This window comes from Bacillus sp. AFS037270 (assembly GCF_002585305.1).
Window position 1 is genome coordinate 21,076 of sequence record NZ_NUNF01000043.1, and the last position, 21,790, is coordinate 42,865.

The 21,790-nt window shown below is 39.3% G+C and carries 19 protein-coding genes; 8 read left to right on the forward strand and 11 right to left on the reverse strand.

The features are described from left to right. Nucleotides 1–40: 40 nt before the first annotated feature. The gene (yyaC, locus tag COD92_RS21040; protein WP_098530216.1) at nucleotides 41–655 is read left to right on the forward strand and encodes a spore protease YyaC; all 615 of its coding nucleotides are present in this window, start codon (nucleotides 41–43) and stop codon (nucleotides 653–655) included. A 156-nt stretch (nucleotides 656–811) separates the two neighbouring features. Here the strand turns inward: yyaC and COD92_RS21045 are convergent, their stop codons facing one another. The 11 genes from COD92_RS21045 to rpmH form a co-directional block, all read right to left on the reverse strand. Beyond that, nucleotides 812–1,525 carry a DUF554 domain-containing protein gene (locus COD92_RS21045; protein WP_098530215.1) on the reverse strand — a complete coding sequence of 238 codons (714 nt, stop codon included), beginning with the start codon at nucleotides 1,523–1,525 and terminating at the stop codon, nucleotides 812–814. A 112-nt stretch (nucleotides 1,526–1,637) separates the two neighbouring features. Further along, entirely contained in the window at nucleotides 1,638–2,489 is an 852-nt protein-coding gene (locus COD92_RS21050; RefSeq protein WP_098530214.1) for a ParB/RepB/Spo0J family partition protein, read from the reverse strand. Continuing rightward, entirely contained in the window at nucleotides 2,482–3,243 is a 762-nt protein-coding gene (locus tag COD92_RS21055; RefSeq protein ID WP_098530213.1) for a ParA family protein, read from the reverse strand. Before COD92_RS21055 ends, COD92_RS21050 begins: the two co-directional genes overlap by 8 nt. 289 nt (nucleotides 3,244–3,532) lie before the next feature. Further along, entirely contained in the window at nucleotides 3,533–4,390 is an 858-nt protein-coding gene (gene noc / locus COD92_RS21060) for a nucleoid occlusion protein (protein WP_098530212.1), read from the reverse strand. A 136-nt stretch (nucleotides 4,391–4,526) separates the two neighbouring features. Further along, nucleotides 4,527–5,243 (reverse strand): 16S rRNA (guanine(527)-N(7))-methyltransferase RsmG, encoded by a 717-nt coding sequence (rsmG, locus tag COD92_RS21065; protein WP_098996500.1) that lies wholly within the window; start codon nucleotides 5,241–5,243, stop codon nucleotides 4,527–4,529. 232 nt (nucleotides 5,244–5,475) lie between these two features. Next, the gene (mnmG, locus tag COD92_RS21070) at nucleotides 5,476–7,365 is read right to left on the reverse strand and encodes a tRNA uridine-5-carboxymethylaminomethyl(34) synthesis enzyme MnmG (protein WP_098530210.1); all 1,890 of its coding nucleotides are present in this window, start codon (nucleotides 7,363–7,365) and stop codon (nucleotides 5,476–5,478) included. A 136-nt stretch (nucleotides 7,366–7,501) separates the two neighbouring features. Then, the gene (mnmE, locus tag COD92_RS21075) at nucleotides 7,502–8,887 is read right to left on the reverse strand and encodes a tRNA uridine-5-carboxymethylaminomethyl(34) synthesis GTPase MnmE (RefSeq protein ID WP_098996501.1); all 1,386 of its coding nucleotides are present in this window, start codon (nucleotides 8,885–8,887) and stop codon (nucleotides 7,502–7,504) included. A 301-nt stretch (nucleotides 8,888–9,188) separates the two neighbouring features. Beyond that, nucleotides 9,189–9,812, reverse strand: a complete 624-nt coding sequence (jag, locus tag COD92_RS21080; protein WP_098530208.1) for an RNA-binding cell elongation regulator Jag/EloR — start codon at nucleotides 9,810–9,812, stop codon at nucleotides 9,189–9,191. Next, entirely contained in the window at nucleotides 9,809–10,582 is a 774-nt protein-coding gene (gene spoIIIJ / locus COD92_RS21085; RefSeq protein ID WP_098530207.1) for a YidC family membrane integrase SpoIIIJ, read from the reverse strand. The genes jag and spoIIIJ overlap by 4 nt, the downstream gene beginning before the upstream one ends. Before the next feature lie 173 nt (nucleotides 10,583–10,755). Then, nucleotides 10,756–11,100, reverse strand: a complete 345-nt coding sequence (gene rnpA / locus COD92_RS21090; protein ID WP_098530206.1) for a ribonuclease P protein component — start codon at nucleotides 11,098–11,100, stop codon at nucleotides 10,756–10,758. A gap of 247 nt (nucleotides 11,101–11,347) precedes the next feature. Then, nucleotides 11,348–11,482, reverse strand: a complete 135-nt coding sequence (rpmH, locus tag COD92_RS21095) for a 50S ribosomal protein L34 (protein ID WP_063255153.1) — start codon at nucleotides 11,480–11,482, stop codon at nucleotides 11,348–11,350. An 865-nt stretch (nucleotides 11,483–12,347) separates the two neighbouring features. Here rpmH and dnaA point away from each other — a divergent pair. The 7 genes from dnaA (at nucleotide 12,348) to gyrA (ending at nucleotide 21,626) form a co-directional block, all read left to right on the forward strand. Beyond that, nucleotides 12,348–13,694 carry a chromosomal replication initiator protein DnaA gene (gene dnaA / locus COD92_RS21100; protein WP_098530205.1) on the forward strand — a complete coding sequence of 449 codons (1,347 nt, stop codon included), beginning with the start codon at nucleotides 12,348–12,350 and terminating at the stop codon, nucleotides 13,692–13,694. A 200-nt stretch (nucleotides 13,695–13,894) separates the two neighbouring features. Beyond that, nucleotides 13,895–15,031: a DNA polymerase III subunit beta gene (gene dnaN, locus COD92_RS21105; RefSeq protein ID WP_098530204.1), complete on the forward strand. Its 1,137-nt coding sequence runs from the start codon at nucleotides 13,895–13,897 to the stop codon at nucleotides 15,029–15,031. A 441-nt stretch (nucleotides 15,032–15,472) separates the two neighbouring features. Beyond that, entirely contained in the window at nucleotides 15,473–15,688 is a 216-nt protein-coding gene (yaaA, locus tag COD92_RS21110; RefSeq protein ID WP_098530203.1) for a S4 domain-containing protein YaaA, read from the forward strand. Between the two features lie 18 nt (nucleotides 15,689–15,706). Beyond that, entirely contained in the window at nucleotides 15,707–16,825 is a 1,119-nt protein-coding gene (gene recF, locus COD92_RS21115) for a DNA replication/repair protein RecF (protein ID WP_098996502.1), read from the forward strand. A gap of 9 nt (nucleotides 16,826–16,834) precedes the next feature. Further along, a complete protein-coding gene (gene remB, locus COD92_RS21120; RefSeq protein WP_098996503.1) occupies nucleotides 16,835–17,083 on the forward strand; it encodes an extracellular matrix regulator RemB in 249 nt (82 codons plus the stop codon). Nucleotides 17,084–17,146: 63 nt separating this feature from the next. Beyond that, complete coding sequence (gene gyrB, locus COD92_RS21125) at nucleotides 17,147–19,072, forward strand: DNA topoisomerase (ATP-hydrolyzing) subunit B (protein ID WP_480253979.1); 1,926 nt, start codon at nucleotides 17,147–17,149, stop codon at nucleotides 19,070–19,072. Between the two features lie 22 nt (nucleotides 19,073–19,094). Further along, on the forward strand, nucleotides 19,095–21,626 hold the full coding sequence (gene gyrA / locus COD92_RS21130) for a DNA gyrase subunit A (protein ID WP_098530200.1): 2,532 nt from the start codon (nucleotides 19,095–19,097) through the stop codon (nucleotides 21,624–21,626). Nucleotides 21,627–21,790 lie beyond the last annotated feature (164 nt).

Sequence of the window (21,790 nt, forward strand, 5' to 3'; positions counted from 1 at the left end):
TTTAAAGAATAGGATAAATACGTGCCAGGGAGTGGACGGAATGAATTTAAAGACTAGCTTTTTTGACAGGAGGAGCAAGGTAAGCATCGTTCATGATGATTCTAACGCGGCTGAACAGCTTGCTCATGAATTACTCCTGAACATCCCTAGTGTAACTAGACGTCCAATTGTATTTGTATGTATTGGGACGGACCGCTCCACAGGGGACTCATTAGGGCCGCTAGTTGGGAGCATCCTTGAGGAGAAAGAGCTCCAATCATTTTACGTCTATGGAACTTTAGATGAGCCTATCCATGCTGTGAATCTTGCTGATAAGCTGAGAGAAATAAACACCACTCATGCCAATCCATACATAATCGGGATTGATGCCTGCTTAGGGCGGATAAAAAGTGTCGGTGTAATCCAAGTTGGAAATGGACCTGTCAAACCAGGAGCAGGGGTAAACAAGGAACTGCCCGCTGTAGGAGATATTCATATCACCGGCATCGTCAACGTCAGCGGTTTTATGGAGTTCTTTGTTTTACAAAATACGAGGTTAAATCTTGTAATGAGAATGGCCAAAACCATTGCGTCTGGAATAGTTCAAGCAAGCCAACTTTACCCAAAGCAAAACTGGGCTGAATTAAATTGGACGGAAGAGGAAAAAACAAATTAAAAGAGCAATCAAGTCGATTGCGCTTTTCATGAGATAAGAAAGTATAAAAGTTTTTGACTTCGAGAATTGTCCAGCTCCAGGCGCCATCGGCTCGAGATCACAAGCTATCCGTCCAAAAGGTTAAAGAACAACCTTTCNNGCCTTGCGCTTTTCTTATTATAAAATATGATGATAGTTATAGAGGATGGTGACAATAATCCCTGTCACCACGATACCTGGAAGGAGATTGGCCACCTTAATCTTTACTATGCCAGTTAAATTTAAGCCGATGGCAAAAATCATTACACCGCCCGTTGCGGTCATTTCCGTAATAAATTGATCCATTAATTCCTTTGGAACAAATTGATTTATTTGCGTAGCAAATAAGGCAATCAATCCCTCATAGAGAACAACAGGGACTGCTGAAAAAATAACGCCAATTCCAAGCGTAGTCGTTAAGATTAAAGCTGTAAAACCATCGATGATTGATTTTGTGTACAATACATCATGGTCGCCGCGAATACCGCTATCAAGTGCACCTATAATAGCCATTGCCCCAATCACAAAGATTAAGGTTGCCGTAACAAAGCCCTCAGAAATGCTTCCTTCCCCATTAGATCCAACCCTGCGCTCAAGCCAACCGCCTAAATCATTTAATTTATCCTCTAATTTTAATAGCTCCCCTGCAACTGCACCTACTACCAAGCTAATAATAACGATCAGGAAGTTTTCACTCTTCAAGCCCATTTGTAATCCTAAAACCATAACCGATAGTCCGATCGCATACATGACCGTCGTTTTCATGCCCTCTGGTATCCGATTTAACCATTTACCGAGAAGAGTCCCAATAATAATTAACAAACCGTTAACAAGTGTTCCTAATAAAAACATGCGCTTTTCCCCTTCTTCGCCTCTCGAAATAATAATAGTTATAACCTATCATGTTCATGAATGAATTGGAAGATTTTTTAACAAAGAAAAACCCGCCGAGTGGCGAGTCTACTTATATATTAGAGTCCTCCTGATCAAGCATTTCTAATATCCGCTCTAAATCAGCTTGTGAGAAAAATTCAATTTCAATTTTCCCTTTATTTTTCTTTTGGACGATATTTACAGTTGTTCCAAACCGTTCACGAAGAGAATGCTCATGCTGCTGTACAAATACATCCTTTTTCTTTTCCGGTTTTTTTGTTTCACGTGAAACATTTTCGTTTATTTGCTGGATTATTTTTTCTAATTGACGGACATTTAGCCCTTCATTGACTACCTTTTCTACTAGAACAGGAAGCTTTGCTTTTTGTCTGAGTCCTAGTAATGCACGGCCGTGCCCCATTGAAATACTCCCGCTTGAAATAAGTTCCTGAATTTTTGGAGGGAGGGAGAGCAGGCGGATATGATTCGCTACATGCGGCCGGCTTTTACCTAAGCGCTTAGCTACTTCCTCCTGTGTCAGCTTTAACTTTTCAATTAAGGTTTGATAAGCTTGTCCCTCTTCAATTGGATTTAAATCTTCTCTTTGCAGGTTTTCAAGGACGGCTAATTCCATCATTTGCTGCTCAGTCAGCTCACGGACAACAGCAGGGATTGTTTCGAGTTTTGCTTCCTTGGCAGCGCGGAAGCGGCGTTCACCTACGACAATTTCATAGCCTCTAATACTTTTACGGACCACAATCGGCTGCAGAATTCCATGCTCAATAATAGAATCTCTTAATTCATCAATTGTTTCTTGCTGGAAGGTTTTCCGTGGCTGATATGGGTTTGGACGAAGTTCCTTTAGCTTAATTTCTTGGACTGTTTCTTCTTTACTTACTTCATTAAAAAAAGCATTCAGCCCTTTTCCTAAACCTTTAGCCATTTGTGACCACTTCCTTCGCTAAATCTAAATAAACTTCAGCTCCACGGGATTTTGCATCATAAGTAATGATTGGCTCCCCATGACTTGGCGCTTCACTTAGACGTACATTTCTTGGAATAATGGTTTTATAGACTTTATCTTGGAAGTATTTTTTTACTTCTTCAATGACTTGAAGCCCAAGATTTGTCCTTGCGTCGAGCATGGTTAATAGCACGCCCTCAATTTTCAAATCTTGATTTAAATGTTTTTGGACGAGTCTGACCGTATTTAATAATTGGCTAAGTCCTTCTAATGCATAGTACTCACATTGAACCGGGATTAATACTGCATCCGATGCGGTTAATGCATTTAATGTTAATAGCCCTAATGACGGAGGACAATCGATAATAATATAATCAAACTGTTCCTTCACTTCCCCAAGAGCACGTTTTAAACGAACTTCTCTTGAAATAGTTGGGACCAATTCAATTTCGGCTCCTGCCAGTTGAATGGTAGCCGGAATCGCATACAAATTTTCAACAGAGGTTGCTTTAATGACATCCTTTGCTTCCACATCATCTACTAAAACATCATATATACACTGTTCCACTTCAGCCTTTTCAATACCAACTCCGCTTGTTGCATTTCCCTGCGGATCAATATCTACTAGTAAGACCCGTTTCCCTATGTATGCTAAGCAGGCACCTAGGTTGACAGAGGTTGTCGTTTTCCCGACTCCACCTTTTTGGTTTGCAATTGAAAGGATTTTCCCCACGTTGTCACCTACCCTAAAATTAAAAAATAGTAATCTAGCGTTCTATCGAATGTAATAATTATCTCAATATCGGAAAGGAAAGTAAAATTCCCATTCCTTTATTTTACCATGATTTTAATAGTAGTTGGTTTTTTTCCTAAAAAAATTCCATTAGGAAATTCTGCTTATTTTTTTCAATCTCGTGGAAAGCGAAGCGTCTGGATCATAAATCAACAGTCAAATTAAACACAGAATTAATAAAAAGAAGAACCAAACATCACTCTGTCTGGTTCTTCTGTCATCTATTGATTTACTTTTTCTTTGGAATGCGAATGGTAAATTGGTAAAATTCATCAAACTCTTCTTCTTCAGAGTCTAAATTAATCCCACTGTCCGATACCATTGAAAGTGATTGCCTGATGGTATTAACGGCAATTCTCATATCTTTACTAAAAGCCTTACGCTTCGGCTTTGGCTGTTGATTTTTTTGTTCAAGCAGGCGGACAACACGTTCCTCCGTTTGCTTTACATTTAGATTTCTCTCCATCACTTCTGCTAATAAGGCCACTTGTTTTTCCGGATCCTTAAGCGGAATGAGGGCACGTGCATGGCGCTCAGTAATGACCTTGCTTAACAAGGCATCCTGAACAGGCTGAGGCAATTTAAGAAGACGCAGCTTATTAGCAACGGTGGACTGCCCTTTTCCAAGGCGCTGTGCTAATGCTTCTTGCGTTAAGTTGTGCAATTCAAGCAGTTTACCGTACGCAATCGCTTCCTCAATCGGAGATAATTCCTCACGTTGTAAATTTTCAATGAGGGCTACAGATGCTGTTTCCGTATCCGAAAGATTTTTAACAATTGCCGGAGCTTCTGTCCAGCCAAGCTTTTTCATCGCCCGCCAACGGCGCTCTCCGGCTATAATTTCATATTTATTGTCAGCAAATTCTCGGACGACAATCGGCTGGATAATACCATGTATATGAATCGTACGAGACAATTCTTCAATTTTGTCTTCATCAAATACCGTCCGTGGCTGGAATCGGTTCGGAATAATTTGGTTAATCGGTATTTTCTTGATCTCTTCGCTTCGTTCTATATTCAGCTCCTGCTCAACCTCTTGCTCTCCCTTTTCGCCGAGGCCAAAAAAGCGTGTAAATGAACTCTTCATCCCCAACACCACCTTTAAGAAACTCCCTATTACTTATTCTATATGCAAATAATTTCTTCCTGCCTGGGATACTATTTTTGTAAAAATTGTTATGTGCTATTAAACGTAAACCAGCCAAAACCTGCAGCAGCTGGGGTTATTCAATTGGCGACTTGCCCGGTGTACCCGGTTTGCGCGGATACTTCTTTGGCGTCTGTTTTTCTTTTTTAATAATCAATATGGTTCGTTCACTATCTTCCATTGGCAGCGTAAACGTATGGACCTTTTCAACCTTGCCGCCTAGAGTCGAAATCGCCTTTTGCGCGGAGTCTAATTCATCCTTAGCATGTAAAGCTTTCATTGCAAGAAAATGTCCGCCTACTTTTGCTAATGCTAAACAAAACTCACTTAATACAGACATTCTGGCCACCGCTCGTGCCGTCACGACATCAAAGGTTTCCCGGTAAGCAGGATTCACCCCAAAAGTTTCCGCTCGGTCATGAACAAAATGAATATTTTCCAAATTTAAAACATCTGCAAGATGGTTTAAGAAGGATATCCGCTTGTTTAACGAGTCTACAATCGTCACTTCAATATGTGGATAAACAATTTTTAACGGAATGCTTGGAAACCCAGCACCGGCACCAACATCACATAAATGAAAGGGCCTTGAAAAATCAAAATAGAAGGAAGCTGTAATTGAGTCATAAAAATGCTTTAAATATACATCAGACTTTTCAGTGATGGCGGTAAGGTTCATTTTTTCGTTCCACTCAACCAAGGTTGTAAAATAGGCTTCAAACTGGTCAAGCTGTTTTTCAGAAAGGGAGATCCCCTTCTCCTGAAGGTTCGCTGTAAATTGTTCAATATTCATTAACTAATCTTCCTCACTAATTATCACATAACCACCAAGAGCTCTATGATGTAGAGCCCCGCAGTAATGTTTTTCTTTATTCATTAAAAAATTCATTAGTCTTTGAGAATTGTCTAGCTACGACGCCTAGGGGCTCGGGGTCATAAGCCAATCCGTCAAGAAGGCTATAGGGCAGCCTTCCAGCCGGCTCGTCTTATGCCTGTCGCCCCTGGTCAAGGCGTCTTCGCTTTTCTTATTCATTTGAAACCCTAGCAATTTTCCCTTGTTCAAGGTACACAAGGAGGATGGAAATATCTGCTGGATTAACGCCGGAAATACGGGATGCCTGAGCAATGGAAACAGGTTTAATTTTCTTAAGCTTTTGTTTTGCTTCTGTCGCCAGTCCATTAATCGCATCGTAATCGATATTTTCAGGAACTCGTTTGTTCTCCATTTTCTTAAGCCGTTCAACTTGCTGTAATGATTTATCAATATAGCCCTCGTATTTAATTTGAATTTCTACTTGTTCTTTGATGTCATCATCCAAAGGAAGTTCGCTACTAGTTAATTTTTCTAATAACTCATACGTCATCTCTGGCCGCTTTAATAAGTCAGAAGCGCGAATCCCGTCTTTAAGCTCACTGCCGCCAATGCTGCGAATCAACTCTTGGACTTCAGCAGATGGTTTTAAAATAATCGACTGTAGACGTTCCCTTTCTGCCTCAATCGCTTTTTTCTTAACTAAAAATGCTTCATACCGTTCAAGACGGATTAGGCCAATCTTATGTCCAATCTCTGTCAAACGCAGGTCAGCATTATCATGACGCAGTAACAGGCGATATTCTGCACGTGAGGTCAATAAACGATAAGGTTCATTGGTTCCTTTTGTGATTAGATCATCAATTAATACCCCAATATAAGCATCTGAACGACTTAAAATTAATTGCTCTTTGCCTAAAGCATTTAACCCTGCATTTATACCAGCGATAATACCCTGACCCGCGGCTTCTTCATAACCGCTAGTTCCATTAATTTGGCCGGCTGTGTATAGATTTTTGACAACCTTTGTTTCTAATGTAGGCCATAACTGTGTTGGAACAATAGCATCATACTCAATGGCATAGCCAGCCCTCATCATTTGAGCATTTTCCAGCCCAGGAACGGTTTTAAGTATCTGCATCTGCACATCTTCAGGAAGGCTCGTTGACATACCCTGCACATAGACCTCTTGTGTATGTCTTCCTTCTGGTTCAAGGAAGATTTGATGACGCGGCTTATCATTAAAACGAACCACTTTATCTTCGATAGATGGACAGTACCTTGGGCCTGTTCCTTTAATCATGCCGGAAAACATTGGCGAACGATGCAGATTGTTATCAATAATTTGATGTGTTTGATCATTTGTATAAGTTAACCAGCATGGCAGCTGATCGGTAATATATTTAGTCGTCTCATAGGAAAAGGCTCTTGGAACCTCGTCACCTGGTTGTATTTCCGTCTTGCTATAATCGATGGTATTGCTATTTACCCTTGGCGGAGTTCCAGTTTTAAAGCGGACTAATTCAAATCCAAGCTCCTCCAAGTGCTCAGATAACCTAATAGACGGCTGCTGGTTATTTGGACCGCTTGAATATTTTAATTCACCTAAGATAATTTCTCCGCGTAAATAGGTTCCTGTTGTAATAACCACCGTTTTGGAGCGGTAGATTGCACCTGTTTTTGTGATAACCCCTTGAACAATCCCATCCTCAACGATTAATTGTTCAACCATACCTTGGAGCAGGGTTAAATTAGGTTCTTCTTCAAGTGTTTTTTTCATTTCATGTTGATAAGCAAATTTATCCGCCTGCGCCCTTAAAGCACGGACTGCAGGGCCTTTACCAGTGTTTAACATCCTCATTTGGATATAGGTTTTATCAATATTTTTACCCATTTCCCCGCCGAGAGCGTCAATTTCACGGACCACAATTCCCTTTGCCGGTCCTCCTACAGACGGATTACATGGCATAAAAGCCACCATATCTAAGTTGATTGTAATCATTAATGTATTGGCGCCAAGTCTTGCTGCAGCCAGCCCTGATTCACATCCGGCATGCCCAGCACCAACGACAATAACGTCAAATTTTCCTGCTTCGTATTGCATGTGTTTCCTCCTTTTCCGTACCATAACGGAAACGTTGCTTCTCCTAGCTCCATTCTTACCCTAGAATGAAGACTAACGCTTTTTTAATTATCCTGTCCAGAACAGGCGATAGTAAAACGAACGCCCATATGGATTTCTACTTTCCTAAGCAAAATTGTGAGAACAGCTGGTCAATCAGGCTTTCATGAACACTATCACCGATAATTTCACCCAGCAGCTCCCATGTTCGAGTCATATCAATTTGAACGATATCAATGGGAACACCCATTTCAACACCCTCAATTGCATCCTCTATCGTTTGAAGACTTTGATTCAATACTGCAATATGACGGGTGTTTGAAACATATGTCATATCTCCTGCTTCAATAGACCCTGAGAAAAATAAAGAAGAAATGGCTTCCTCAAGAGCATCGACACCAAGGTCTTCCAATAAAGAGGTGGTCACCAATTTATGCTCTTTAGCAAGCTCACGAACCTGTTCCATATCAATTTGCTGCGGCAGGTCTGTTTTGTTCACAATAACAATAACATCCATTCCTTTGACCACTTCAAACAGATTCACATCTTCCTCGGTGAGTTGGTCTGAATAATTCAACACAAGTAAAATCAGATCAGCTTCTTTTAAAACTTGACGGGAACGTTCGACGCCAATTCGTTCAACAATATCTTCAGTTTCCCGAATTCCTGCTGTATCTAATAATCGAAGTGGGACTCCACGAACATTTACGTATTCTTCAATGACATCCCGAGTCGTTCCTGGGATATCGGTAACGATTGCTTTATTTTCATGAACAAGGCTATTTAATAAAGAAGATTTTCCAACATTCGGCCGGCCAACAATAACGGTCGATAAGCCTTCCCGTAATATTTTCCCCTGCTCGGAGGTTTGCAATAGTTTTTGGATTTCTTCCCGCACAAAATGAGCCTTTTCTAAAAGCAGCTTATGAGTCATCTCCTCGACATCATCATATTCTGGATAATCGATATTTACTTCCACATGGGCTAAGACTTCTAATATTTCCTGGCGTAATGTTCGAATTAATTTTGAGAGTCGTCCTTCCATTTGGCCAAGGGCTACATTCATTGCCCGATCTGTTTTTGCCCGGATTAAATCCATTACGGCCTCTGCCTGTGATAAGTCAATCCGTCCATTTAAAAAGGCACGTTTCGTAAACTCTCCCGGCTCAGCCAATCTTGCTCCATACTTTAACACCTGCTGGAGCACGCGATTGACAGAAACAATTCCTCCATGGCAATTAATCTCGACTACATCCTCTTTGGTGAACGTTTTTGGCCCCTTCATAACCGAAATCATAACCTCTTCGATCACTTCACCACTTTTCGGATCGAGCAAGTGCCCGTAGTGAATGGTGTGACTGGGAACATTGATTAGCTTTTTCCCGCCAATTCCTTTAAACAGCTTGTCCGCTATTCGAACTGCATCATCACCACTCAAGCGCACAATGGCAATCGCACCCTCTCCCATCGGAGTTGAAATCGCCGCAATTGTATCAAATTCCATTTACTTCACCTCACATTTAAAAATTCAATCTATTGTATTGGTTCCAGTTTTATATCCAAAAAAATAGAATACCACATCAGTTTCTGTTAAAAAAGCAAACAAACTTCATCTAACCACTTATCCACAATCTCCAATTGTCCTTTTATTATTTTAACTTATCAACATGTGAATAACAATAAGATGAAATCAGCACATTTCTTTTGATAAAAACAATAAAAAGTTATCAACAGCTAACAATTCTAAAAAACAGCACAAAAAAAGACACTCTACAAGGTAGAATGTCTTCGATAATTTTTATTTCTTATCTCTTCACTGGAGTAATAACGATAAATCGATGAGGTTCATTTCCGTCTGAAAGTGTTTTAACGCGTCTGTTTTCAGATAAAGCAGAATGAATGACTTTTCGCTCATACGACGGCATTGGCTCCAAAGCCACATCTTTTCCCGTCTTTATTGCTTTGCTGGCAAGCCGGTGTGCTAGCTGAATGAGTGTTTCACTTCGTCGATTCCGATAATCTTCGGCGTCCAAAATCACCGTTAAATATTGATTTGAAAAGCGGTTAATGACCAGTTGTGTCAAATATTGAAGTGAATTTAGCGTTTGACCTCTTTTTCCAATTAAAAGAGCAATTTTTTCACCCGTCATCACAAAGGTCACTTGTTTACCGTCCCGCTTAATTTCAATTTCCGCCGGTGCACCCATTTGTTCGCTAACTTGTGTTAAAAATTTCTTTGCCTCTTCGATCGGATCAAAAATCACGGTCACTTTAACAACAGCTGGCCTTGATCCGAAAATACCGAAGAATCCTTTTTTGCCTTCATCGATTATATCCACATCTGCGCGGTCTTTGGTGATATTTAATTGAGCTAAAGCTGATCCTACTGCTTCTTCGACAGTTTGTCCTGTAGCAGTTACCTGTTTCACTTTTTTGCTCCTCCCGCATTACCGGCGGCCTGCGCCTTTAGGTCCGGTCCTTTGATAAAGTAGGTTTGTACAATCATAAATATATTTCCGACAACCCAATACAACGAAAGGGCTGCAGGGAAACTAAACGCAAAGAAAACAATCATAATTGGCATCATCCAGAGCATCATGGCCATTTGTGGATTTTGCTCTTGTCCTGCCATCATCATTTTTTGCTGGATAAAGGTCGTAATTCCTGCAATAATTGGCAAGATATAATAAGGATCCTTTTCTCCGAGATCAAACCAAAGGAAACTGTCTGAGGCAATTTCTCTTGTCCTAGAGATAGCATGATAGAAACCAATTAAAATCGGCATTTGCACGATTAACGGGAAACAGCCGGCCATTGGATTCACACCATGCTTTTGAAAAAGTGCCATTGTTTCCTGCTGGAGCTTTTGCTGTGTCTTTTGGTCTTTAGAGCTATACTTTTCACGAAGTGCTTTCATCTCCGGCTGCAAAGCCTGCATCGCCTTAGAGCTTCTCGTTTGCTTGATCATAAGCGGCAGGATCGCTAGACGAATGACAAGGGTTACCACAATTAGCGATAAACCATAGCTTCCCCCCAGCAAATGTGCACCTTCTTTTATTAACCATGACAAGGGATAGACAATATATTCATTCCAAAGACCTGTACTTTCTGATGTAATTGGCTTTTTAATTTCACTGCAGCCAGTTAAAAATAAGAATACAGATAGAACGCCGAACGAAAGTAATATTCGTTTTTTCAACCAAAATTTCCTCCTTACCTCTATGTAGTAACTATTATTTGATATGTAATCACTTCTTCTTATTACTAATCAAGGCATTTTTTTGAAAACTTAGCACTTCAGATTATATTTTAGCATTTTTTTTAAGAGAATGTCTTCACTCTTCTGGTTTATTTTAACTTTTTCTTAGTAATTTAGTTTTTCTTCAATACTTTACCAACCTTCAACACATGGGTAAGACTTTTCTTCACTTCAAAAAAGTCCATCTCAGCAACAGGTTTTCTAGCAATAATCACGTAGTCGTTCCCCATCGCTAGTTGCTCCTGAAGTTCAAAGACAGCTTGTCTCACATAGCGTTTAATTCTATTTCTGGTAACAGCATTTCCAATCTTTTTACTTACAGATAAGCCGATGCGAAAAAAATCTTGTTCCTCTTTTTCTAACGAATAGACTACAAATTGCCGGTTCGCAAACGATCGGCCCTTCTTAAATGCGGCCTGAAAGTCGTTATTCTTCTTTATTCGGAATTCTTTTTTCATAAAAAAAACTCCTTTATCTAATTTTATACTCTGAGAATTGTCTAGCTACAGCGCCTAGGGGCTTTTAGGTCTTAAGCCAATCCGTCAAGAAGGTTCGTCTTATGCCTGGCACCCCTAGGAAAAAATGAACTACTTTTTTCCCTGTTCAAGGCGCTTCCGCTTTTCTTATTTTTCATAATTAATGGTCAAGCTAGTTTACAGCGCTTCCACTATAATTGAAAAAAAGACCACTGAGACGTTCAGTGGCCTAAGCTGATAATACTTTTCTTCCTTTTTGACGACGGCGAGCAAGAACCTTACGTCCGTTTGCTGAGCTCATACGACTGCGGAATCCGTGAACTTTACTATGTTTACGTTTATTTGGTTGATATGTTCTTTTCATATATGACACCTCCCTGAGGAATAGCTATCAAGTTAAAACTTAATTGACAGTCTTACTTATTATAAAGACGTCTACTTGTAATTGTCAACAACCCTCTAAAGATTATTCCTAATTTCCAATATTTTTCGGTATGAGTTCTATCCATACTAGAAATTATATCGATAAGTTGTCGATCGTTTAATAGAGATTTGAACACTTTCACATACTACATACTACTTAGAAATTTGTCTAGCTCCAGCGACCAGCGACTAGTGTATTGGCCCACTCCTCCTAATGATAAGTCAACATCGAATCGCTAGCGCTCTTCGTGTTTCCTTTATATCTGTCGTGAGTGGTTCCAATCCATACGTCGCTAAACGATCGCTTCCGCTTTTCGGTGCTGTGGATAATTTTTCGACATTATTTTTATTATCCACACACGATATTGACAGGTTTTACACAAACCTTCAGGCTGTGGACAATTTTTGCGCACATATTGTGACACTTGTGGATAAACTACGAAAAAGCATTGCACCTAAGGCAATTATTTGTTATTATATTTGTGTTTTCACTCTGAATAACTTCATCACAGATAATAGGTTATCCACAAATTGTGGATAACATGTGGATAGTTTATCCAAGCATTCTGTAAAAACTTGTCCACAAGCGGTGGATATTGTCGAAACTCCACTTTATTTCCTTATTATAAGTTTTTCCACAATCACTATTTTGTATATTTATAAATTAATAGGTTGTACTGCCGGTACAATCTATTTTTCTGAGGCATCAGCCGATTGAAAAATGTTATTTGGGAGTTAGACAGTAATAGAGAGAGTGTCAGTTAAGATAAATGGTTTTTATAAAAATTAAGAAGGAGGGATACTAGTTGGAAAATATTGCGGATCTTTGGAATGCAGCGCTGGGAAATATCGAGAAGAAGATAAGCAAGCCTAGCTTTGATACTTGGCTTAAGTCTACAAAGGCCCATTCCCTTCAAGGTAATCTTCTGGTGATTACCGCTCCAAATGAATTTGCGCGCGACTGGCTTGAGGAGCGATACTCCCAGTTAATCTCAGGAATTCTTTATGAAATAACTGGTGAAGAGTTATCTGTAAAATTTATCATTCCGCAAAACCAAAATGATGCAGAAAATGACGTCCAGCTGCCGCCTAAAAAGGTGAAAAAGGATGATGACCATGCCGAATTCCCGCAGGGCATCTTAAATCAGAAGTATACCTTTGATACTTTTGTTATTGGCTCAGGCAACCGCTTTGCCCACGCAGCCTCCCTTGCGGTAGCAGAAGCACCAGCAAAAGCTTATAATCCCTTATTTATCTATGGGGGTGTGGGATTAGGAAAAACACACTTAATGCACGCGATAGGCCATTATGTTTTAGATCATAATCCAGCTGCAAAGGTAGTTTATCTATCATCTGAAAAGTTCACGAATGAATTCATTAACTCGATTCGTGACAATAAAGCAGAGAGTTTCCGCAATAAATATCGAAATGTTGATATCTTACTTATTGATGATATTCAGTTTTTAGCCGGAAAAGAATCAACCCAGGAAGAATTTTTCCATACCTTTAATGCCCTGCATGAGGAAAGCAAACAAATTATTATCTCAAGTGACCGCCCGCCAAGGGAAATTCCAACGCTTGAGGACCGCCTGCGTTCACGATTTGAATGGGGGCTGATCACCGATATCACTCCTCCTGATCTGGAGACGAGAATAGCGATTCTCAGGAAAAAGGCGAAGGCAGAAGGTTTAGATATTCCTAATGAAGTCATGCTTTATATTGCTAATCAAATTGATTCGAATATTCGAGAACTAGAAGGTGCGCTCATTCGTGTGGTGGCCTACTCTTCTTTAATCAATAAAGATATAAATGCCGATCTTGCTGCAGAAGCATTAAAAGATATTATCCCAAGCTCTAAGCCTAAGGTCATAACCATCCATGAAATTCAAAAGATTGTTGGGGAGCATTTTAGTATTAAATTAGAGGATTTTAAAGCAAAAAAGCGGACAAAGTCTGTAGCATTCCCGCGGCAAATTGCGATGTATTTATCACGTGAATTAACCGATTACTCCTTGCCAAAAATAGGAGAAGAGTTCGGCGGTCGTGACCATACAACCGTCATTCATGCACATGAAAAAATTTCGAAGCTCCTTCAAACAGATTCCACATTGCAAAAACAAATGAAGGAACTTCATGAACTTTTAAAAATATAGATAAATTTTTTTGTTCAAACTGTGAATAACTTCTTAGAATCTATACACAGTCTGTCCACATGTGGATAGGCTGTGTTTCTATTGATAATTAGAGTTATCCACATACTAACAAGCCCTACTAGTACTTCTACTAATTTTTTAAAAAATATTATTATATGTTACAGCAATAAAAATATGCATAAAACGGAGGATTAAATGCCATGAAATTTATCATCCAGCGGGACCGATTAGTTCAAAGTGTTCAAGATGTAATGAAGGCTGTCACATCCAGAACGACGATACCAATCTTAACGGGGATTAAAATTGCAGCAACAGCTGAAGGAGTTACTCTAACCGGAAGTGATTCAGACATATCAATTGAATCGTTTATTCCAAAAGAGGTTGCTGGAGATGAAATTGTTGAAATCAGACAAACTGGTGCGATTGTCCTCCAAGCTAAATTTTTTAGTGAAATCGTAAAGAAACTTCCTACCGATACAGTTGAAATCGAAGTCCTAGGCTCGTTACAAACCGTGATTCGCTCTGGTAAGTCAGAATTTAACCTAAACGGTCTTGATGCAGAAGAATATCCACATCTTCCGCAAATTGAAGAGAATAACAAATTTCATATTGCGACCGATTTATTAAAAGCGATGATCCGTCAAACACATTTTGCAGTGTCCACCTCAGAAACACGCCCCATCTTGACAGGTGTAAACTGGCAGATTGAAAATGAGGAGTTAACCTGTATTGCAACAGATAGTCATCGTCTTGCATTAAGAAAAGCTAAAATTGAAACAGAAAATCATGAAAACTATAATGTGGTCATTCCTGGTAAAAGTTTAAATGAATTAAGTAAAATTATTGATGACTCGCATGAATTAATTGATATTGTTATTACAGAAAATCAAATTTTATTTAAAGCAAAGCATTTATTATTTTTCTCAAGATTATTAGAAGGTAACTATCCTGATACTTCTAGATTAATTCCGAATGAAAGTAAAACCGAGGTAACCGTCAATACAAAAGAATTCCTACAGGCTATTGATCGTGCTTCTCTCTTGGCACGCGAAGGAAGAAATAATGTGGTTAAGTTGTCCACTTTTGATGAAGGGACCATTGAAATATCTTCGAATACACCGGAAATCGGGAAAGTAGTAGAGGAAATTCAAAGCCAGTCCATTGATGGAGAAGAGTTGAAAATTTCTTTTAGTGCAAAGTATATGATGGATGCCCTAAAGGCATTTGAAGGAACGGACATTAAAGTAAGCTTTACTGGTGCGATGCGTCCATTTGTTATTCGTCCGCTTCATGACGAAACTATTTTGCAGCTTATTTTACCAGTAAGGACATACTAATCAACGAAGCTTACAACCAATATGCCACCATCTTTTTGGTGGCTATCTTTATGAGATTGGAAAGTATAAAAGTCTTTGACTTCGAGAATTGTCCAGCTCGAGCCGATAGACGGGCGCCTTCCGCTTTTCTTATGTAACAGAAGGGTTTACCTGCATTTTTTCACTGCAGTCCTAATCGTTTGCTATTATTTTTTTAGAGTTTCCTTTGTGTCCGACTCATTTTTTTAGTAAAATAAAGTATTGGGACCATTTTTAGAAAGGCTCTTTTCGTAAACTTTTGTTGCTCTGGACCTTAAAAAGGGTCATTCACAAAGTTTCTTGCGATTTTCGCAAATGTTTTTACGAAAAGATGCAACGATGCTTTTAGTTATACGGTTAGATGAACTTATACGACAAACAACAATAAATGCGAAAATAGCCCTTAGAAATGAGGATGAAAAGATGCCTGAAAAAATTAAATTGGATACCGAATATATTACATTAGGACAATTTTTAAAGCTGGCTGATGTAATCCAGACAGGCGGTATGGCCAAATGGTTTTTGAGTGAGCATGAAATATTTATCAATGGTGAGCAAGACCAAAGACGAGGAAGAAAGCTTCGCGTTGGTGACAAAGTCCAGATAGCCGGCTTTGGAGAATTTGTGATTAGCGAGTAGCTAAAGGATGTTGTTACCATGTTTATAGAGAAATTAGCACTTAAAAATTATCGGAACTATGACGAATTATTCGTAGAGTTTGAAAATAAAGTAAATGTTATTTTGGGTGAAAATGCTCAAGGGAAAACAAATGTGATGGAATCCATTTATGTGTTAGCAATGGCCAAGTCTCACCGGACATCGAACGATAAAGAACTTATTCGCTGGGACCAGGAGTATGCTAAAATAGAGGGAAGGGTTCAAAAACAACACAGCTCACTGCCCCTCGAGCTGGTTATTTCTAAAAAGGGGAAAAAAGCCAAGTGCAATCATATTGAACAGCAAAAATTAAGTCAATATGTTGGAAACATGAATGTGGTCATGTTTGCACCGGAGGATTTAAATATTGTTAAAGGCAGCCCTCAAATACGGAGACGGTTTATTGATATGGAAATTGGCCAGGTATCGCCAATCTATCTACATGATATGAGTCAATATCAAAAAATACTTCAACAACGCAACCATTATTTAAAAATGATGCAAATCAAAAAACAAAACGATCCAACTATGCTCGAGGTCTTAACCGAGCAATTTATTGACATGGCTGTGAAAGTGGTTAAGAAGAGATTTGAATTCCTGAGATTACTCGAAAATTGGGCGAAACCTATTCATCAAGGAATTTCAAGAGGCTTAGAAACACTTGAAATTATGTATAAACCTTCAGTAGAGGTATTAGAAGGCCAAGATTTGTCGAAAATGATAGAAAGCTTTCAGGAAAAATTCTCTAAGGTAAGAACAAGGGAAATGGAGCGAGGTACGACCCTGTTTGGTCCCCATCGTGATGACTTATTGTTTTTCGTTAATGGAAGGGATGTTCAAACCTTTGGTTCCCAAGGGCAGCAACGAACAACGGCCCTCTCTGTTAAACTTGCTGAAATTGAATTGATTCATAATGAGATTGGGGAGTATCCGATTCTTTTGCTTGATGATGTTTTATCCGAATTAGATGATTACAGGCAATCCCATTTACTCAATACCATTCAAGGGAGAGTTCAGACATTTGTAACAACAACAAGTGTGGAAGGAATTGATCATCAGACATTAAAAGATGCTTCAACCTATATCGTGCAGGCAGGCACCATAAAGAAGGTTAATTGAGGTGGGCCAATGTATATTCACATCGGGGAAGACTTAAATATTAGGGCAAAGGATGTTATCTCAATATTAGATAAAGAAAGTGCTAATCAATCACCATTGGTGAAAGAATTTTTAAAACAGCAAAGTGAACGAGTCATTAACTTGTCTAAAAACCCCTATAAATCAGTCATTATTACATATGACAATGTTTATTTATCCCCCATTGCTTCAGGAACATTAAAAAAACGTTCAAATCAAACGAGTATACATGAATTTTAATATTAATTTTTATGCTTTAGTTTATTTAGAGATATTTTTGTTAGAAGGTGCAGGTGAACAAGTATGACTTTGGAACAAAAAGCAGTAGAGGGAGCATACGGCGCGGATCAAATTCAGGTCCTAGAGGGACTTGAAGCAGTACGGAAAAGACCTGGTATGTATATTGGTTCAACAAGCGGAAAAGGTCTACATCATCTTGTTTGGGAAATTGTTGATAATAGTATTGATGAGGCCCTGGCAGGCTATTGTGATGAAATTAATGTCATCATTGAAGAAGATAATAGTATCACGGTAAAGGATAATGGCCGTGGAATACCAGTTGATATTCAAGAAAAGATGGGCAGACCAGCAGTCGAAGTTATCATGACTGTCCTTCACGCCGGTGGAAAATTTGGCGGTGGAGGATATAAGGTTTCCGGAGGATTACATGGTGTAGGTGCATCAGTTGTTAATGCCCTATCTACTGAACTTGAGGTCAATGTCCATCGTGACGGTAAAATTTATGAGATTAAATTTGAACGTGGTGCCGTAGCCTCTGAACTAAAAGTAATCGGAACTACTGACAAAACTGGTACGATTACTCATTTTAAACCAGATGGGGAAATATTCACTGAGACATTGGTCTATGAATATGACATACTTGCGACTCGATTGCGTGAACTTGCGTTTCTTAACCGCGGGATTAAAATCACGATTGAAGATAAACGTGTTGAAAATAAACGGAATGAGTACCACTATGAAGGTGGTATCAAATCATATGTTGAGCATTTAAATCGCACAAAAGAAGTTGTCCATGACGAACCGATTTACATGGAAGGAGAAAAAGACGGCATAAGTGTTGAAGTCGCGCTCCAATATAACGAGGGTTATACAGAGAATATTTACTCCTTTGCTAATAATATTCACACCTATGAAGGTGGTACACATGAATCAGGTTTTAAAACAGCTTTAACAAGAGTGATCAATGATTATGCTAGGAAAAATAACATATTCAAGGAAAATGACCCAAACCTTTCAGGTGAGGATGTTCGTGAAGGGATCACAGCGATTGTTTCCATCAAACACCCTGATCCACAATTTGAAGGACAAACAAAAACAAAGCTTGGAAATTCAGAAGTCAGGGCGATTACTGATACTGTGTTTGCAAGTACCTTTGATAAATTTCTATTAGAAAACCCGACAGTTGCAAGAAAAATTGTTGATAAAGGTTTGATGGCATCAAGGGCGAGGCTTGCTGCCAAGAAAGCCAGAGAATTAACTCGCCGCAAAAGTGCGTTAGAGGTTTCCAGTTTGCCAGGGAAATTAGCGGATTGTTCTTCAAAGGATCCATCTGAGAGTGAATTGTACATCGTTGAGGGTGATTCCGCTGGAGGATCAGCAAAACAAGGACGTGATCGTCACTTCCAAGCAATTTTACCGCTTCGAGGAAAAATTCTTAATGTGGAAAAAGCACGGTTAGATAGAATTCTTTCTAACAATGAAGTGAGAGCGATGATTACAGCGATTGGAACGGGTATTGGAGAAGATTTTGATATCTCCAAAGCACGTTATCATAAAGTGGTCATTATGACAGATGCTGATGTTGATGGAGCCCATATACGTACCCTTCTTTTAACATTCTTTTACCGTTTTATGAGAAAAATTCTAGAAGCAGGTTATGTTTATATTGCTCAGCCACCACTATATAAGGTACAGCAAGGTAAACGAATTGAGTACGCTTATAATGACAAAGAACTTGAAAGGATATTTGCAGAGCTGCCAGCTGCACCAAAACCTAATATCCAGCGGTATAAAGGTTTGGGTGAGATGAATCCTGAACAATTATGGGAAACAACAATGGATCCAGCTTATAGAAGTATGCTCCAAGTAAGTCTTGAAGATGCAATCGAAGCAGACGAAACTTTTGATATGTTAATGGGTGAGAAAGTAGAACCACGTCGTAACTTCATTGAAGAAAACGCTCAATACGTAAAGAATTTAGATATATAAAAGGCGGAGGGAGGTAGGTAATATGACTGAAACACCCAATTCAAAAGTAAGTGAAATTAATATTAGTCAGGAAATGAAATCATCCTTCCTTGACTATGCGATGAGTGTTATTGTTTCTCGTGCCCTTCCAGATGTTCGAGATGGGTTAAAACCAGTTCATCGCCGTATTTTATATGCCATGCATGACCTAGGCATTCATGCAGACAAACCATATAAAAAGTCGGCCCGTATCGTCGGGGATGTTATCGGTAAATATCACCCACATGGTGATTCTGCAGTTTATGAAACCATGGTTCGGATGGCACAGAATTTTAACTATCGTTATATGCTTGTAGATGGACATGGGAACTTTGGGTCTGTCGATGGTGACGCAGCTGCTGCGATGCGTTATACAGAATCAAGAATGTCTAAAATCTCCATGGAATTGTTAAGAGATTTAAACAAAGATACCATCGATTATCAAGACAACTATGACGGTGAGGAAAGAGAGCCAGTTGTTCTGCCGGCGCGATTCCCTAACCTTTTAGTAAACGGGACAACCGGGATTGCCGTAGGGATGGCAACAAATATACCGCCACATCAATTAGGGGAAGTCATTGATGGAGTTCTAGCGGTTAGCCGCGACCCAGAAATCACTATACAAGAATTGATGGAAATTATCCCTGGTCCGGATTTCCCAACAGGCGGTATCATTATTGGTCGTAGTGGAATTAGAAAAGCCTATGAAACAGGCCGCGGTTCTATAATCGTCCGGGCTAAAGTGGAGATTGAACAGAAACCCAACGGCAAAGAAGTCATTATCGTTAATGAGATTCCATATCAAGTAAATAAAGCGAAACTAATTGAAAAAATCGCTGAGTTAGCCCGTGATAAAAAGATTGAAGGCATCACCGACCTCAGAGATGAATCTGATCGCCGGGGAATGCGGATTGTCATCGAGGTCCGTAAAGATGCGAATTCCAATGTTCTTTTAAATAACTTATATAAACAAACAGCCCTGCAAACCAGTTTTGGTATAAACACATTGGCACTAGTCGATGGGCAGCCAAAAGTGTTAAGCCTAAAACAATGTTTAGTCTATTATTTAGAGCACCAAAAAGTGGTCATTCGCCGGAGAACGTTGTTTGAATTAAACAAGGCAGAGGCCCGGGCACATATTTTAGAAGGATTAAGAATTGCACTAGATAATTTAGATGCTGTCATTACCTTGATCCGAAACTCCCGTACAACTGATATTGCCCGTGAAGGCTTAATGACTCAGTTTAATCTTTCTGAAAAACAAGCTCAGGCCATCCTTGATATGCGTTTGCAGCGGTTAACAGGATTAGAAAGAGAAAAAATTGAGGAAGAATTCCAAAATTTGATGAAGCTTATTGCTGAACTAAAAGCAATTTTAGCTGACGAAGAGAAGATTCTTGATATTATTCGTGAAGAATTACTGGAAATTAAAGAACGTTTTAATGATAAACGCCGGACAGAAATTGTTATGGGCGGCATCGAGAATATCGAAGATGAGGATTTAATCCCTCGAGAAAATATTGTTATTTCGTTAACCCATAATGGCTATATTAAACGTCTCCCAGTGTCTACTTATCGTGCGCAGAGACGAGGCGGCCGCGGTATACAAGGAATGGGGACAAATGAAGATGATTTTGTTGAACATTTAATTACTACCTCTTCCCATGATACGATCCTATTCTTTACCAATAAAGGTAAGGTATATCGTTCTAAGGGCTATGAGATACCAGAGTATAGCAGGACAGCTAAAGGGATTCCAATTATAAATCTGCTTGGTATCGAAAAAGGTGAATGGGTCAATGCAATTATCCCTGTTGAGGATTTTGTGGACGATTGGTTCTTGTTCTTCACAACAAAAGAAGGAATTTCAAAACGTTCACCACTGTCCTCCTTTGCTAATATCCGCAACAATGGTTTAATCGCCTTAAGTCTGCGCGAAGGGGATGAATTAATTTCTGTTCGTCTGACTGATGGGACCAAACATATTATTATTGGGACTAAGAAGGGGATGCTAATTCATTTCCCTGAGACAGATGTTCGGTCGATGGGCCGTACTGCAACAGGTGTGAAAGGAATCACCCTTGATTCCGACGACGAAGTTGTGGGAATGGAAGTAATAGAGGAAGATAATGACGTACTAATTGTAACCAAAAACGGTTATGGAAAACGTACTCCTGCTTCTGAATACCGCATTCAAGGCCGTGGTGGTAAGGGAATCAAGACCTGCCATGTAACAGATAAAAACGGTAATCTGGTATCAATGAGGGCTGTAACTGGTGAAGAAGATCTCATGCTGATTACCACCGGCGGTGTGTTGATCCGAACTGATGTTGCAGGCATTTCGCAGATGGGTCGAAATACACAAGGTGTTAAATTGATTAGTCTGAAGGAAAGTGAAAACGAGTTTGTCGCAACCGTTGCAAAGGTTGAAAAAGAAGAAGATGATGAGCAAACAGTTGAAAATAGTTCAGATGATAGCAATGAAACAATCCTCGATGAAGGTCAAGATGACAGTCTTCCTGAAGGTGAAGAGTAATATTGATAAAGAGGAGCACTTACATGTGCTCCTTTTATTATGACTAAAAGTAAATAAAATTATATTATCTTCTAAGATATTTAAAAATAGTGTTGACTCAATTTGATATAGGTGGTATATTAATTAAGTCGCTTCGGGGCGACGGATTGTTCTTTGAAAACTAA

Excerpts from the sequence above, each read along its gene's own strand:
- COD92_RS21050 (WP_098530214.1), bottom strand. The coding sequence starts at position 2,489 with ATGGCTAAAGGTTTAGGAAAAGGGCTGAATGCTTTTTTTAATGAAGTA.
- remB (WP_098996503.1), top strand. The coding sequence starts at position 16,835 with ATGTATATTCACATCGGGGAAGACTTAAATATTAGGGCAAAGGATGTT.
- mnmE (WP_098996501.1), bottom strand. The coding sequence starts at position 8,887 with ATGGAATTTGATACAATTGCGGCGATTTCAACTCCGATGGGAGAGGGT.
- recF (WP_098996502.1), top strand. The coding sequence starts at position 15,707 with ATGTTTATAGAGAAATTAGCACTTAAAAATTATCGGAACTATGACGAA.
- noc (WP_098530212.1), bottom strand. The coding sequence starts at position 4,390 with ATGAAGAGTTCATTTACACGCTTTTTTGGCCTCGGCGAAAAGGGAGAG.
- mnmG (WP_098530210.1), bottom strand. The coding sequence starts at position 7,365 with ATGCAATACGAAGCAGGAAAATTTGACGTTATTGTCGTTGGTGCTGGG.
- yyaC (WP_098530216.1), top strand. The coding sequence starts at position 41 with ATGAATTTAAAGACTAGCTTTTTTGACAGGAGGAGCAAGGTAAGCATC.
- gyrA (WP_098530200.1), top strand. The coding sequence starts at position 19,095 with ATGACTGAAACACCCAATTCAAAAGTAAGTGAAATTAATATTAGTCAG.
- COD92_RS21045 (WP_098530215.1), bottom strand. The coding sequence starts at position 1,525 with ATGTTTTTATTAGGAACACTTGTTAACGGTTTGTTAATTATTATTGGG.
- rpmH (WP_063255153.1), bottom strand. The coding sequence starts at position 11,482 with ATGAAAAGAACATATCAACCAAATAAACGTAAACATAGTAAAGTTCAC.
- dnaN (WP_098530204.1), top strand. The coding sequence starts at position 13,895 with ATGAAATTTATCATCCAGCGGGACCGATTAGTTCAAAGTGTTCAAGAT.
- gyrB (WP_480253979.1), top strand. The coding sequence starts at position 17,147 with ATGACTTTGGAACAAAAAGCAGTAGAGGGAGCATACGGCGCGGATCAA.
- yaaA (WP_098530203.1), top strand. The coding sequence starts at position 15,473 with ATGCCTGAAAAAATTAAATTGGATACCGAATATATTACATTAGGACAA.
- rnpA (WP_098530206.1), bottom strand. The coding sequence starts at position 11,100 with ATGAAAAAAGAATTCCGAATAAAGAAGAATAACGACTTTCAGGCCGCA.
- rsmG (WP_098996500.1), bottom strand. The coding sequence starts at position 5,243 with ATGAATATTGAACAATTTACAGCGAACCTTCAGGAGAAGGGGATCTCC.